The sequence below is a fragment of the Streptomyces sp. NPDC002835 genome (assembly GCF_053591995.1).
The window spans coordinates 84,205-98,837 of sequence record NZ_JBSFUW010000030.1; the positions used below are offsets into that span (position 1 = coordinate 84,205).

General features: G+C 69.6%; 9 protein-coding genes. 5 read left to right on the forward strand and 4 right to left on the reverse strand.

Features of this window, described 5'->3' with window-relative positions; all coding sequences use genetic code 11:
• Nucleotides 1-15 precede the first annotated feature (15 nt).
• Both ACWD01_RS27375 and ACWD01_RS27380 read left to right on the forward strand, forming a co-directional pair.
• Nucleotides 16-1,128 (forward strand): ABC transporter ATP-binding protein, encoded by a 1,113-nt coding sequence (locus ACWD01_RS27375; protein WP_451165452.1) that lies wholly within the window; start codon nt 16-18, stop codon nt 1,126-1,128.
• Between the two features lies 1 nt (nt 1,129).
• Entirely contained in the window at nt 1,130-2,209 is a 1,080-nt protein-coding gene (locus tag ACWD01_RS27380) for an ABC transporter ATP-binding protein (RefSeq protein ID WP_451165453.1), read from the forward strand.
• Nucleotides 2,210-2,743: 534 nt separating this feature from the next.
• Here the strand turns inward: ACWD01_RS27380 and ACWD01_RS27385 are convergent.
• The 4 genes from ACWD01_RS27385 to ACWD01_RS27400 all read right to left on the reverse strand — a co-directional run bounded on the left by ACWD01_RS27385 (nt 2,744) and on the right by ACWD01_RS27400 (nt 6,977).
• Entirely contained in the window at nt 2,744-3,634 is an 891-nt protein-coding gene (locus tag ACWD01_RS27385; protein ID WP_451165454.1) for a S1 family peptidase, read from the reverse strand.
• Nucleotides 3,635-4,443: 809 nt separating this feature from the next.
• Entirely contained in the window at nt 4,444-5,022 is a 579-nt protein-coding gene (locus ACWD01_RS27390; protein ID WP_451165455.1) for a hypothetical protein, read from the reverse strand.
• Nucleotides 5,023-5,106: 84 nt separating this feature from the next.
• Nucleotides 5,107-6,105, reverse strand: a complete 999-nt coding sequence (locus ACWD01_RS27395) for an anion permease (RefSeq protein WP_451165456.1) — start codon at nt 6,103-6,105, stop codon at nt 5,107-5,109.
• A gap of 359 nt (nt 6,106-6,464) precedes the next feature.
• Nucleotides 6,465-6,977, reverse strand: coding sequence for an N-acetyltransferase family protein (locus ACWD01_RS27400; RefSeq protein ID WP_451165457.1), 513 nt, complete (start codon nt 6,975-6,977; stop codon nt 6,465-6,467).
• 1,450 nt (nt 6,978-8,427) lie between these two features.
• Here ACWD01_RS27400 and ACWD01_RS27405 point away from each other — a divergent pair.
• The 3 genes from ACWD01_RS27405 to putP form a co-directional block, all read left to right on the forward strand.
• Nucleotides 8,428-10,488 carry an RICIN domain-containing protein gene (locus ACWD01_RS27405; RefSeq protein WP_451165458.1) on the forward strand — a complete coding sequence of 687 codons (2,061 nt, stop codon included), beginning with the start codon at nt 8,428-8,430 and terminating at the stop codon, nt 10,486-10,488.
• Nucleotides 10,489-10,574: 86 nt separating this feature from the next.
• The gene (locus ACWD01_RS27410) at nt 10,575-11,267 is read left to right on the forward strand and encodes a hypothetical protein (protein WP_451165459.1); all 693 of its coding nucleotides are present in this window, start codon (nt 10,575-10,577) and stop codon (nt 11,265-11,267) included.
• Between the two features lie 130 nt (nt 11,268-11,397).
• The coding region (gene putP / locus ACWD01_RS27415; RefSeq protein WP_451165460.1) for a sodium/proline symporter PutP at nt 11,398-14,633 on the forward strand (3,236 nt) is incomplete at its 3' end.

Consider the following 14,633-nt stretch of genomic DNA (forward strand, 5'->3'; position numbering starts at 1 on the left):
CCCAGTACACCCGACGTGAGTACTGCCGGCCTGAGCGGCGCCGGCCTGAGCGCCACCGGGCTGTCTCTGACCGTGGACGGCGTCGATCACCTCAAGGACGTGACCGCCGCCTTCCTGCCGGGCCGGCTCCACACCGTCATCGGCCGGACGATGGCGGGAAAGACGACGCTGCTGCGGGCCTTGGCGGGTCTGCAGGGGGTGGACTCCGGCACGCTGACCAGGGAAGGCACGGACTTCCTGAAGACGCCGGTCTGGCGACGCGACACCGCCATGGTCTACCAGCAGTTCATCAACTACCCGCATCTCAACGTGTTCGACAACGTCGCCTTCCCGCTCCGGCGGGCCGGGGTGGCACGTGACGAGGTCCGGCGGCGTGTGAGCGACAGCCTGGCACGGGTCGGCCTCGCCGGCTTCGAGCGGCGCAAGCCGTCCCAGCTCTCCGGCGGCCAGCAGCAGCGCGTCGCGCTGGCCCGGGCCCTCGCCCGCTCCGCGGGCATCCTCCTGCTCGACGAGCCGCTGGCCAATCTGGACTACAAGTTGCGTGAGCAGTTGCGAGACGAGTTCAAGACCCTCTTCTCGGACCAGGGCGACACGATAGTGATCTACACGACCACCGAGCCCGCCGAGGCCATGATGCTCGGTGACGTGGTGCTGGTCATGCACGAGGGACGGATCCTCCAGATCGGTCCCCCGCAGGAGGTCTTCGAGCGCCCGGCGACGACCACGGTGGCGTCCATCATCAACGACCCGCCCATGAACATCTTCGCCGGCCGCATCGAGAGCGGGCAGGTCACGGTGGCCGGTTTCCAGGCCACGCACGTGTCCCCGCATCTCGCCGGCCTGCCCGACGGCGCCTACCGGTTCGGCCTTCGTGCCACGGATGTCGGTCTGACGTCCCTCGGCGTCCAGGGCGAGGTCACGTTCGTCGAGATCTCCGGGTCGGAGACCTTCGTCCACGCGGCCGTCGGCGAGACCCCGTTCGTCGTACAGATCGAGGGCATCCATGACGTCGCCATCGGTGAACTCGTGAAACTGCGGCTGCGTCCGGAGCGCTTGTTCGCCTTCACCGAGGAAGGGACGCTCGTGCGGACGCCTTCATACGATCCCGCTTCAGTGGAAGGGCGTTGACATGACGCAGTTGGACATCGTCGACGTCGGGCACAGCTACACGCGCGGGGTCGAAGAGGAGCAGTGGGCGCTCAAGCCACTGAGGCTGACCTTCGAGGCCGGCAAGACCTACGCACTGGTCGGACCGTCGGGCTGCGGCAAGACGACACTGCTGAACATCCTGTCCGGGCTGGTCAGACCATCGCAGGGCCAAGTCCTCTTCGACGGCGCGGACGTCACCGCTCTGCCGACGAAGGCGCGCAACATCGCCCAGGTGTTCCAGTTTCCGGTCATCTACCAGTCGATGACGGTGTACGAGAACCTCGCCTTCCCCCTGCAGTGCCGCCGGTGGGACAAGGCGAGGATCGACGCCAAGGTCCGCCGGGTCGCCGAGGCGCTGGATCTGGACGACAGGCTGGGGCAGCCCGCCCGGCGGCTCACCGCCGACGACAAGCAGCTCATCTCGCTCGGCCGCGGTCTGGTGCGCGACGACGTGGCCGCCGTGCTGATGGACGAGCCGCTGACCGTCATCGATCCACAGCTGAAGCACTCGCTGCGGCGCAAGATTCGTGAGATCACGGAGCAGTTCCGGCCCACCGTCATCTACGTCACCCACGACCAGTACGAAGCCATGAGTATCGCGCAGGAAGTGCTGGTCATGAAGGACGGCCGAGCCATGCAGCAGGGCACCCCGGAGCAGCTTTTCGAGGCCCCGGCGACAACGTACGTCGGCTACTTCATCGGATCACCGGCAATGAACTTCCTGAGCGTGGACCGGGCACACGGGAACGTCACCCTCGGGGGCCGGGCCCTGGCAACGGCGTGGGACATTCCGGAGACCACCACCGAGGGACAGGTGGGAATCCGGCCCGAGTACGTCAAAGTCGTCACCCAGCCCGGGCCCAACACGTTTCCCGCCAGGCTTCGGGGCGTCCGGGACCACGGCCCGCAGCGCGTTCTCGAAATGGAGCTGGCCGGCCGGCTCATCCGGGCCAAGGTGCCACGGGAGGACGGTATCCCGGCGACCGAAGAGTTCCTGGTGCATCTCCCGCGCGCCAAGACCCTCCCCTATGCGGGTGGTCGCCTCGTCCTCCACTCGTGATGACCGGCAGCCGGGGCGGCTCCACCACCGCTGTCGCCCTGGAGCGGTCCGCACGGCCGGCTTCAACCAGGGTCCCTCTGGGCGCAGTTGACCGCTCCCTCGGGGAAACAGTCCACCGACCATGGCGTTGACAGCAGACGCAGCACCGCGCGAGGGGCGTGATGCGGCCCCCGACGGCGGGGGGAATCAGTGCCCACCCGATCACCCATCCGGCAGTGGACATCGGAAGGTCCGGATTCCGCCCCCGCTCCTTCACGTGGGGTGTGACGGCCGGCTCCGCGGTGCGGAGGGGGCGGCGCACCGGCGCAGCATTGGGCCGAGGGCGCCCCCGGTGCCCGATGAGCCGCCCGCGGTGTGCTTCGCCGGGAGAGCGGCTGGCCGGTTGCGCGGCCGCCAGGCGCCTCCGCCATCGGATCGACTACGCCGGCCCCCTCGGGTGGTCCGCCATGTGCGACTACGGCCGCCCCGGCGATGCGTGTCCGAAACGCGGCCCGACCGAGGGCGCACGGGGTGATCCGGCACCGCCTCGCTGCGTCAGCGCCGCAGCAACTGCTTCATTCGCTTGCCCTCGGGGGACTCGGCGAGGGTGTCCCACAGCTTCTTCGAGCTGGTGGAGGTGTAGACGCCGGGCGCACCCTGCTCACCGCAGCCCTCGCCGTACGACACGATGCCGATCTGGTACGTGCGGCCCGCGACCTTGCGGAACAGCGGTCCGCCGCTGTCGCCCTGACAGGAGTCCTTGCTCTCCACGCCCGCGCAGACGTTGACGGCCTTGTTGTAGCCCGGGTACGTCGCCGTGCACTCGGCGTGCGAGAGCAGAGGCACCTTCACGCCGCGCAGCCGGTCGGGGAAGCTGGGCACCTCGGTGTCGGTGTTGCCCCAGCCGATGACCGTCGCCTGCGCACCGGGGCGGAGCAGGGCGTCGGTGCCGGCGGTCGGCATCTTCACGGCGGCGATGCCGGTGACCGGCTTGGCCAGCTCCAGCAGCGCCAGGTCGTACGCCTCGTTCCCCTTGACGTAGCGGGGGTGCGAGACGATGCTCCGCACGTTGCGCAGCTGCCCCTGGCGCTTGTCGGACAGCACGGTCCGTCCGACCGTGACCTCGAGCTGCTTCGGCTTGGTGCCCGTGACACAGTGCGCGGCCGTCAGCACCACGGTGTCGCTGACCAGGCTGCCGCCGCAGAACTGGCGATCGGCCGGGTTCTTGGAGCCCTTGCTCAGCAAGGCCGCCATCCAGGGGTGGGCGCCATTGGACTGCTCCACCCCACCGATGATCCTGACGCCGGGCCTCGTCCGCTCCTCGTCGTGTGCGGTCTGCGCCGTGGCCGTGGTGACGGCCGATCCGACGAGGGCCAGCGCCGCGCTCGCCACCAGCCCGGCGGAGGTTATCCGGCGAAGACTGTTGCGGATCGGGGAAACGCTCATGGGGGTTGATCTCCCTTCTGATCACGGACGCCGAAGGACCGGCCCTCGCAAGGGGGTTGACCTTCGGCACTGTCGAGTCATCAGAGGGGCAAACCACGCGGGAGGTTTACTCGAATCCGGAGGTTTTCCGGTGCCGGGCCCTCAGATCGCTGGGCTGGTGGTGCCGGCAGAGCACCGCCCCCTGGTCGGTCGTCGTCCCGTGGACCAGGCCGCACACGGCCCACCGTTCGCCCCTCGGCGGCCCGGCGCAGCGGCCCGGCAGGCGGTCACTGCCAGAAGCGGCCGCGTGTCCGGGCCAGGGGTGCTCGACCGGCCCCTGCGTGAACTGGTCAGCGGCGCCCGGGAGTCGGGCTGCGTGGTGACCGTCCACGCCCATGCGGACCTCGACGCGCCGCCCGTGGACGCAGCGGCCCGGACGGCATTGCTGCGCAGTGTTCTCACCGCGGCCCTTCGCGGGCAGGAGACCCCTGCTGAGCTGGTGCTCAGCATCCAGGACGCAGCCTGGTCGTCATGCCCGGAGACACGCTCCGGGCCGACGTGCTGCGCGCCGCTCTGGAACCCGGGACGTACACGATGGAGGACACCGCCGACCTGACGTGGGCCGAGGAGAGCTTCCGCTCGTGACAGCGGGCTCGTCTCGTCCAGCGTCCTCCCATTCGTGCGTTCCGGTCATGTGTGGACGGCAGCGTCTTCCTGCCGCGACTCAGAGATTGAGTCAGAAGCCGGCGGCGGGAGAGAGCACGCACCGCGGTGCCATGCAGGCCGTCGAGAGTGCCGGCTTCTGCTCGACATGAAGGCGGTGCCGGCCATCAGCGGACCACGTCGGCGGATGATCCGCGCTCCGAGGAGGGCTCCGCGTGGGTCGGTGCCTGTTCCCTGGTGGTTCGGACCCGGGCGTCGGTCACAGCCTGGTGGAGGAGCCGGGACAGGCGCTGGTCGGCGTCGGGGGCTGTGAGCAGGACGCGGAGGGCGTGTTCGAGGTGGTGGTGGCCAGGGCCGTGCCACCACAGCACGTCGGCGATGCGGGCCGGTGTCGTCGCGGTACGGGCTACGGCGAGCCGGTGGGCCCGGGCGTGGCAGGCCGCGCTGCGCCATTTCAGGCGCCGAGAGCCGGGCCGCACGCGGCGGGCGGCGTCCACGACCGTGCCCACCAATAGCGGACCGTAGGCACGGTCGGCGGGGTCCGCGTCGGCGAGATCGGCGGCCAGCGGCCACAGGGTGTGGCGGGTGGCGTCGTCGACGGCGTCGTTGACCGTACGGGCGAGCGCGGCGAGTACCGGATGGGTGCCGGGCGGTCGATCGGTGAAGCGACCGGTGGCCAGCAGGGAGGCCTCCTCCATCAGGCAGGCGCCGTCGTCGGGGTGCAGATGGCTGAAGCGGCCTGGCACGGGGAGGCCGTCGGGAAGTCCGGCGCCTGGCGGCCTGCCTGACTTGGGAGTGGCTGGGGTGGGCATCGTGGGCCTCCGCTGCGGTCACAGGCCAGTGATGGCGTGCAGGATCAGGTAGAGGGCGGCGGCGGGCAGCCCGGCTCCGGGGAAGGTGAGGATCCACGCGGTGCCGATGGAACGGGCCACCTGCCAGCGCACGGCCGAGATACGCCGGGTCGCGCCGGCGCCCAGAATGGCCGCGGTGATCGTCTGGGTGGTGGAGATCGGGGCCTTGAAGACGAACGCGGTGGTGTAGAGGACGGCCGTGGCGGCGGTCTCGGCGGCGAAGCCGCGCGGCGGGTCGAGGTGGACGATGCGCCGCCCCAGGGTGGTGATGATGCGGCGTCCGCCGCTGTAAGTGCCGGCGGCCATCGCCGCGGCCACTGCCGCGATCACCCAAAGGGGTACGGAGAAGTCGTCCTGCCATCCCGCCGTGACCATTGCGAGGACGATGACGCCCATGGTCTTCTGCGCGTCCTGCAGCCCGTGTCCGAGGCCCATGGCGGCGGCTGACATGGTCTGCGCCATACGGAAGCGGCGGGTGACGGGGCGCGGGGCGGAGCGGCGGAACGCCCACAGGATGATCGTGTGCAGTGTGTAGCCGAGGGCCACGCCGACCAGCGGGGACAGCAGCATGGGCAGCAGGACCTTGTCCACAATGCCGGTCCAGTGCACGGTGGCGGAGGCGGCGAGGGCGGCACCGACCAGTCCGCCGATCAGGGCGTGGGAGGACGAGGTCGGCAGCCCCCGCCACCAGGTGAAGACGTTCCAGCCGATCGCGCCGATGAGCGCGCACAACACCAGCAGCAGGCCAGACAGTTCCTGAGGTGCACCGATGATGCCGCTGCCGACGGTCTTGGCTACCTCGGTGCCCAGGAAGGCGCCGAGGAAGTTCATCACGGCGGCCATGGCCAGGGCGATGCGGGGCGTGAGGGCCCGGGTGGAGATGGAGGTGGCAATCGCGTTCGCGGCGTCGTGAAAGCCGTTGGTGAAGTCGAACGTCAGCCCCACGATGATGATCAGCACCACCAGAGTGAGCTCCATGGCCGGATCACCTTTCGCCACGCACACGGTCACGGCATCGGACGGCCGCGGGCGCCTCGCCCTGTCTCCATCCTGCCGCGAAACCCCCGCGGGAGCCGGGCACGGACACGCGACACGCACACAGCTGATGAACGTCGCTCTGGACCGGAACAGGCCACTGGGTGCCAACACACGGTGCGGGCCGGGCGCGAGCCGGGCGCCATGCCGGGCACTCCGGTGCTGGTGAGGTATGCCGATGATTTCGTCGTGCTTTCCCGCGCCGAAAGAGAGGTGTACCAGGTCAGGGCCCGGCTGGAGGACTGGCTGGCCGCGAGGGGGCTTCGCTTCAAGGAGGAGAAGACCACGGCCGTCCGTCGGCCCTACAGCGGGACGTGGAAGTCGAGGACGGGTCCGGCGGCACGAGGGGGCGATGCGTCCAGACGCTTCAGGACGCGGAGCATCGGTACGTTCTGCGCAGCGACCGCCGCGGTCAGCGTACGGTGGCCCGCGCGGCGGGCCACTTCGGCCGCGTGTGCGGCCAGGGCGGTGCCCAGCCCCTTGGACTGCCAGGCGTCCTCAACCAGAACGGCGAACTCGCCCACCCCTTGCCGGTCGGTGCGCATCACGTTGGTCATGGCGATGATGTGGTCCATGCGCTGGGCCGGGGTGGTCACCAACGTGGTGCCTCGCTCCGGGTCGGACAGCAGGCGCCATCCGGCGGGAGAGAGCTGGGGTTTGCCGGTGTGGTAGCGCAGGGCCCGGCTGCCTGGCGAGCAGCGGCGGTGCAGTGCCTGGATCGGTTCGAGATCGGCGGGTGTCACTTCGCGGGTCCGGGTGGCGGTGCCGTCGGTCAACGTGATCGGGTGCGCGGTGTCTTGGCCGACGTCGGGCATGCGATGGTCTCCTGACAATGGCATACGTGACGGGCGTGCGGGCGGACCCCTCGGACGGATGTCCGCTTCGGCACACGAGCAGTCTTTTGCCACTCCCCGCCCGACTCAAGGCGGGTTTGCGCCAAAACGATTACGCTTCGCACTTAGTACGTCACTCAACGGAGTCATGTGGAGTCAGGGGGAGCGCTGCTCGAGACGTTCGATGCCCGGATCACCCCCGAACGCCTTTGCCCGCCCCACCACTTCGCAGGGGCCGCCCACCGGTCCCTCCGCTACCAGGAGCCAGCAAATGGACTCCCCCCTTCGATGTCCGCCGCAAGCGAATTGCAAACAGGGGACCGTACCCGGGGCGCGCAGCGGCCGCTGCCTCTCTCGCGCGACGGAGGCGGTGAAACCGTAGCGAGCCGAGTACGTTGAGGTTGCGGTGCTTGAGCGGGAGGGCGATGCTCACGCCGGATCTCGTGGCCCTCTGCGCGGAGCTGGGCGCCCCCGGCGTTGCCGTGTCGGTGGACTCCACCATCAACCGGGCTTGCCGGCGCCCCGCTGGGCCGGCGAGAGGCAGCAAGGCGGGGCGAACGGTGGCGCGTGAGGCTCTCGTCGGGTCAGCCGGATACACCTCGCTGGTAAGCCACCCCAGGATTCAACCGGGTCACGCAGTTCCGCGCCGTCGAGCCGTGGACGCAGGGGGCGAAGTGCAAGCTGGTGTTCGTCAACCGGCTCCTGACCACCGAGCAGCGAGCAACCCAACACAACAAGGCACTTGCGCTGCCCTCACAGCTTTGACCACAACACCGACCGAGACCCAACACGGCCTCATGCCAATCACGCACCAGGTCGCCGGCTGAGCCGGACCGGGAGAACATGTCGGCCGCGATCCCCGAGGACCGTCGCGAAACCATCGCCGGCGACAGGTTCACAGGCAGCCCATTGGTCTGTCTCACGAACCACTTCGGACCCCGAAGGACTTCTATCCACGAGTTCGGCGATCGCCACAGGGATCCGGCTCACGCCCCGTGGCTACCTCGTGGCGCGAGCCGCGCACACGTCTGTGGCGTCACCCCGACTGGTGAGCAGCTCGCCGAGGGCGGGTGAGCAGTGGTGGATCGGTTATTCGTCGAAATCGCCGGGGGCAGCGTTCCCCTCCCCTCGACAGGAAGGAGGCCACTGTTGGTGATCACATCAACTCGCCGCGTGAAAGGCCTAGTTGACGGGGACTCAAAAAGGGCCGTCTCATATTTCGATCAGATTACGACATCCTTAAATGGGACTAGACCACCGCGACTCAACGCGCGTAACTCCCTTGGATGGAAGGGAGATTGACTGATCATCAATTTCAGAGCGTTGATAACAGAACAACTCCGGAAAGCCGACCCCATTTGTCTGAATTTTCCACTCATTTGGTCTGGCAAGCTTTCGCGCACCCATCCCCTGACCAAGGAAGAGGTGCAGTTTGTCCGGACGCAGAAGACTCAAGAAGCCTCCGCGTCGCAAGTCCCGCCGGCTCATACTCGGCACGGCCGCGGTCGCCGTCATGGCGGTCGTGGCCGGAGTGGCCTACCAGGTGACCCAGCCGGGGACGGACGCAACCCAACCGCTGTCGCTCGCCCAGGGAGAGGCGCTCGCAGCGACCCCGGAGCCGGCCAAGGAGCCGGCTCGCGACAAGGACCCCGAGCCGCTCAAGGAAGTGCCCAAGAGCGAGCCCAAGCGGGGCATGATCTACGAAGGGCTGAAGCCCGCGCACGAGGGGGATCCGTGCGCGGGGGTGTACCGCACGGCCGGCGGTCACTGCACTCATGGCCCGGACGCCCCTCCGAAGGGCGTCGACATCAAGAAGGACACCCCTCCCGCGGTGAAGGCCGCCGCACCCGCGGAGGATCCGACCAAGGCGGAGAGCGCGAAGCCTTCCGGGGGAGAGCTTCCGCGCACCGCGCCCGCACTCGACGCCGCGGCCGGTAAGGCGAGCAGCCCTCCCGCTGCCGGGGGTTCCACCTCGCAGGCCCCCGCGGCGAACGGGCCCGCCGGGCAGACCGTGCGCTGCGACGGCGACGGCAACAGCGGCAACCGTGTCCAGGTGGTGTACGTGCACGCCCCCGGACGAGACCGGTACGCGCAGTACTTCCCGTCGTTCCGCAAGTGGGCCGCCGACGCCGACCTCATCTACTCGGAGAGCGCCAAGGACACCGGCGGTGTGCGGAACATCCGCTATGTGACGGCCGCCGACTGTACGCCGACCGTGCTCAACATCGAGCTCCCGGCCTCCGCGCTGTCCGAGTTCAGCGCCACGAACAGGGCGCTCGCGGCCAAGGGCCTCGACCGCCGTGACCGCAAGTACATGATCTTCGCGGACACTCAGGTCTACTGCGGCATCGGCAGCTTCGCCGGAGACGAGCGTCCCGGTCAGAGCAACCTCAGCAACTTCGGCCCGTCCTACGGCCGTACCGACACCGGTTGCTGGGGCGGACACACCGCGGCGCACGAACTGGGCCACAACCTCGGCGCCGTGAACAACAGCGCACCCAACACCAGCCGGGGTGCGCACTGCACGGACGAATATGACGTCATGTGCTACTCGGACACCCCGTACTACCCGAGGATGCGCTCCGTCTGCCAGGGCCAGGAGTACGAGAACCGTCTGGACTGCAACCACGACGACTACTTCCACACCAACCCCAGGCAGGGCAGCTATCTCGCCACGCACTGGAACGTCGCGGACAACCAGTTCCTGATCAAGGGCAACACCGGGCCCGACCCGAACCCCAGTCCGACGCCGACGCCCCCGACGCCCAAGCCCACGCCGACGAACGGCTCCGGCACCGGGCCTGCCGTCACCGTCGGGCAGATCGGCCCGGACTCCGCAGTCGCCGGCTGGAACGCGGTCAGCGGTGCGGCCTGGTACCAGATCTTCCTGAACGACCAGGCCATCGGCTGGGTGCAGGCGCCCAGCGCCCGTATCTACAACCTGAAGCCGGGAACGAACTACACCGTCTCCGTCTCGGTGCGTGACTCCTCGGGCCGCGACAGCGGTCGGGGCAGGGCGGCCGCGTTCCGTACCTCCGGCGGTGGTGACGGCGGTGGTACGACCCCCACGCCCAACACGCGCTATCTGCTCACCAACGGCGCGACCGGGAACGCCGCCGAGGTCTGGGGTGGCAGGAGCGGCGACGGCACCGTCCTCGTCGGCTCGCAGCACAACGGATACGCCCAGCAGCAGTGGTACTTCGACAGCGCAGGCAGCGGCTACACCCGTATTCGTTCTGCCGTCTCCGGCAAGTGCCTCCAGGTCGGCGGCGCCCCCTCCGCCGGCATGTATGTGGCGCAGCAGCCCTGCGCCGGCACCGCTGCCCAGCGGTGGAGGATCGCCCCGAGCGGCAACGGCGTGACCGTGACGGCCGGTGACAGCCGTTACGTCCTCGGCGTCAGCAACCGCCCGTACTACGGGTCATGGCTGATCGAGCTGCAGAACGCGGCGGGGGCACCGGCCCAGGTGTGGACGGTCCAGAAGGCCGCCTGAGCCTGAGGACCCCGCATCACTTCCCATGACGGCCGGCGGGCCTGTGGCCCGCTGGCCGTCTCCATTCCAACCCCCACATCTCGTCCATGGAGGACATCGTCATGCGCCGAGCCCTCGTCCCGGCCGTCGCCACCGCGTTGGCGGGCGCGGCCCTGTCCCTGACCACCGCCACCGCCGCCCTGGCCCACGGTGACACCCTGCAGGTGGAGATCACCGGACACGACTTCGGTCGCGTGCGAACGACCGTCACCTGGGAGAACGACAACGACCCGGTCGATGAGCGGGTCGCTGCCACGGTGAACGCGGTCAGCGCCGACGGGAACAGGTCCCTCGGTCCCTGGAGACTCGTCCGCGACCCCGCCTCGACGACCGGTTACACCACCGCGGAAGCGCTCCCTCCCGGGCGCTGGAGGGTCACCGTGGAGGCGGGCCATCCAGGGCTCGGCCGGGACGAGGAAGAGATCACGGTCTCTCCCGGGACCCCTGCCTCGCCCACGGCCGGAGAAGGTCCGGCACAGCCCGAGCCCGCCACGCCCGCCGAGTCTGCGGGACGCGACGGCAGGGGGCGGACCACCGCGGCGGCCGCCCCTGAGACTGCGGCCCCTTCCGGTACGGGGGGATCCGGCACCCTCCTGGTGGCAGGGGGAGTCCTGTTGGCGTGTGCGGCCGGTGCCGGTGTCGTCTGGCGCGTCCGCGCACCGGGGTGCGGGGCGCCCGCTGACACCGCCCCCACGGCTCAGCCGGCACCTCACCCCAGACAACACCACAAGGCGACATGAATCAGGTGATTCAGGTGTAATTATCCCGATCGGCAACCTGCGACCCCAAGTCGGTACATTTGTGCCAGGGCGAGCTGCAGCCCAGCCACCGTTGCTGTCTGTGCTCATCCGCCTCCCGAGCGAGGAAGACATGTCCGACCTGAGCGCGCCGGTTCTGGCCACGTTCGTCGTATACGTGGTGGCCGTGATCGCGGTGGGAATCTGGGCCTACACCCGGACGCGTACCTTCGCCGACTTCGCGCTGGGCGGGCGCAGGCTCAGCGCGCCGGTCGCGGCACTGTCCGCCGGCGCGAGCGACATGTCCGGCTGGCTGTTCCTGGCCCTTCCCGGGGCCGTCTACGCGGCCGGCATCGGCGCAAGCTGGATCGCCGTGGGTCTGGCCGCCGGCACCTATCTGAACTGGCTACTCGTCGCGCCGAGGCTGCGTACCTACACCGAGCGGGCCGGTAACGCCGTCAGCCTGTCGGCCTACCTGGAGGAGCGTTTCGAGGACCGCACCCGGACGCTCCGGATGGTGTCGGCCGCCGTCACCGTCGTGTTCTTCACCGTCTACGTCGCCAGCGGTCTGGTGGCCGGGGGGCTGCTGTTCGAGCAGGTATTCGGCGTTGCCTTCGAACTCGGGGTGGTGCTGACCGCTCTGACGATCGTGACCTATGCGTGTCTCGGCGGCTTCCTCGCCGTCAGCCTGACACACGTCATGCAGGGCACTCTGATGTTCCTCGCCCTGCTGGTACTCCCCCTGGTCGGTATCGCGGCGCTCGGGGGCTTCGGCTCCCTGGCGGACTCCCTCGACAGCAAGACGCCGACACTGCTGGACGTCGGGGCCGAGGCCGGCTTCGTCGACGGCCGGTGGACGGCGGGCGGGTCGCTCGGCGCCGTGGCGATCGTGTCGCTCCTCGCCTGGGGCCTCGGCTACTTCGGCCAGCCGCACATCCTCGCCCGCTTCATGGGCATCCGCAGCACCCGGGCCGTCCCGGCGGCCCGGCGCATCGGAACGGTCTGGGTGCTGGTCGTGCTCACCGGCGCCACTCTCGTCGGCCTCGTGGGAATCGCGCAGCTCGACATCCCCCTGGACAACCCGGAGACCGTCTTCATCGTCCTGAGCGAGACCCTGCTCAACCCCTGGATCGCCGGGCTGATGCTGGTCGCAGTACTGGCCGCAATCATGTCGACCGCGGACAGTCAGCTCCTGGTGTCCTCCGTCGCCCTCACGGAGGACTTCTACCGGGCGTTCCTCAGACGGCGCGCCTCGGACAGGACGCTGGTGTGGGTGGGTCGCGGCGCAGTGGTGTTGGTGATCATGGTCGCCTGCCTGGTCGCACTGGGGGGCGGCGGCATCCTGAACATCGTCGCCTACGCCTGGGCGGGCTTCGGCGCGGCCTTCGGACCGGTCGTGCTCCTGTCGCTGTACTGGCCCCGTATGACCTGGGCCGGGGCCATGGCCGGAATCGTGTCGGGCGCGGCCACGGTGCTCCTGTGGGACAGGATCAATCCGCTGCTCGGGCCGTTCGAGTCGGACATCTACGAAATGGTCCCGGGCGTGCTGGTCGCCACGGCCGCCGCGCTGGTCTTCGGCAGGTTCGTCGGCCGGCCACCGCAACGTGCTTTCTGGCGAATGCCGGGAGGCGGGGTCAGCCAGCTGCTGCTCGTGCCGTTCCTGTCCGACGCGCCGGTCGGTGTGGCCGTCCTGGACACCGATCTGCGCTACGTCTGGGTGAACAAGGTGCTGGGGCGGCTGATGCCGCCGGAACGACGACTGGGGCGCCAGGTGAAGGAGGTACTGCCGAGCCCCACGGCGGAGGCGTTCGAGGAGAGAATGCGGACCGTCCTGCGGACCGGGGCTCCGGTGATGGACCACGAGTTCAGCGGCTTCGGCCATGGCGAGCCCTACCGGGAGCGGGCGTACTCGGCGTCGTTCTTCGGCATGAAAGACCGCCGCGGCCGGCAGGTCGGCGTCTGGTACATGATCATCGATGTCACCGAGCGCCGACGGGCACAGGAGCGTCTCGCCCTCCTGAACGACGCCAGTGCCCGTATCGGCAGCGCGCTGGATGTACAGCTGACCGCGCAGGAACTGGCCGACAACGCCGTGCCCTCCGTCGCCGACTTCGTCGCCGTCGACCTGCTGGAGTCGGTCATCAGGGGCGAGGAGCCCGCTCCCGGGCCGGTCGACCTCGGACCCGTCATCCGCCGCGCGGGGCAGAGGTCGGTCCGCGAGGGGAGCCCGGAGGCGAGACTGGCCGTGGGGGATGTGGTCCAGCGTGCGCCGTCCTCACCCGTCGCCCGCTGCCTGCTGGAGAGCAGGACCTTGGTGGAGGACCTGGAACACTCCCCCGAGGCGTGGGTGGCCATGGACGCGTCACTGGGCCCCGCCATCCGGCGGTTCGACCTTCGCTCGGTGATGGTGGTGCCGGTTCGGGCCCGCGGCATCACCCTGGGCGCGGCGACATTCGTCCGTTCCCGACGCCTGGGGCCCTTCGAGGAGGACGACGTACGCCTCGCCGAGGAACTCGTCTCCCGCGCCGCTGTGTCCATCGACAACGCACGCCGCTTCGCCCGCGAGCGGAGCGCGGCGCGGTCGATGCAGCAATACCTGTTGCCACAGGAGGTGACCGGAGGATCCGCTCTGGAGGTGGCATCGTGGTACTGCCCGGCGGACGCGCCGACCGGCGTGGGCGGTGACTGGTTCGACGTGATTCCCCTCTCCGGGGCCCGGGTCGCGTTGGTCGTCGGGGACGTGGTCGGGCACGGCATCCATTCCGCGGCGACCATGGGGCGGCTCCGCACGGCGGTGCGCACGCTGGCCAATCTGGACCTTCCCCCCGACGAATTGCTGGCCCACCTGGACGATCTGGTCATCGGCCTCAGCGAGTCGCCCGACGGCGGCGAGCCGGCATCGGCGGAGAGCGAGAGCGTGGGCGCCGCGATGATGGGGGCCACCTGCCTGTACGCCGTGTACGACCCGGTCACCGGGCTGTGCACAGTGGCCCGGGCCGGTCACCTCCCGCCCGTGATCGTGAGCCCTGACGGCGCCGACGACTTCCTGGACCTGCCCGCCGGACCGCCGCTCGGCCTCGGCTCCCTGCCCTTCGAGTCCGCGGAACTGGAACTGGCCGAGGGCAGCCTCATCGGGCTGTACACCGACGGCCTCGTCCGGGCTCCGGACCGCGACATCGACATCGGGCTCTCCCGGCTGAGCCGCACGCTCGCGGTGCCCGGCCCGTCTCTGCAGGAGACGGGCGACAACGTCGTCGACGCGCTGCTGACCGTCCCACCGCGCGACGACGCCGCCCTCCTCCTTGCCAGGACCCACCTGCTGGGCTCGGACCAGGTCGCGTCCTGGGACCTGCCCTCGGACCCCGCAGC

Coding starts and splice junctions, on each gene's coding strand:
- ACWD01_RS27395 (WP_451165456.1), bottom strand. CDS start 6,105: ATGGAGCTCACTCTGGTGGTGCTGATCATCATCGTGGGGCTGACGTTC.
- ACWD01_RS27385 (WP_451165454.1), bottom strand. CDS start 3,634: ATGAGCGTTTCCCCGATCCGCAACAGTCTTCGCCGGATAACCTCCGCC.
- ACWD01_RS27400 (WP_451165457.1), bottom strand. CDS start 6,977: ATGCCCGACGTCGGCCAAGACACCGCGCACCCGATCACGTTGACCGAC.
- ACWD01_RS27410 (WP_451165459.1), top strand. CDS start 10,575: ATGGAGGACATCGTCATGCGCCGAGCCCTCGTCCCGGCCGTCGCCACC.
- ACWD01_RS27380 (WP_451165453.1), top strand. CDS start 1,130: ATGACGCAGTTGGACATCGTCGACGTCGGGCACAGCTACACGCGCGGG.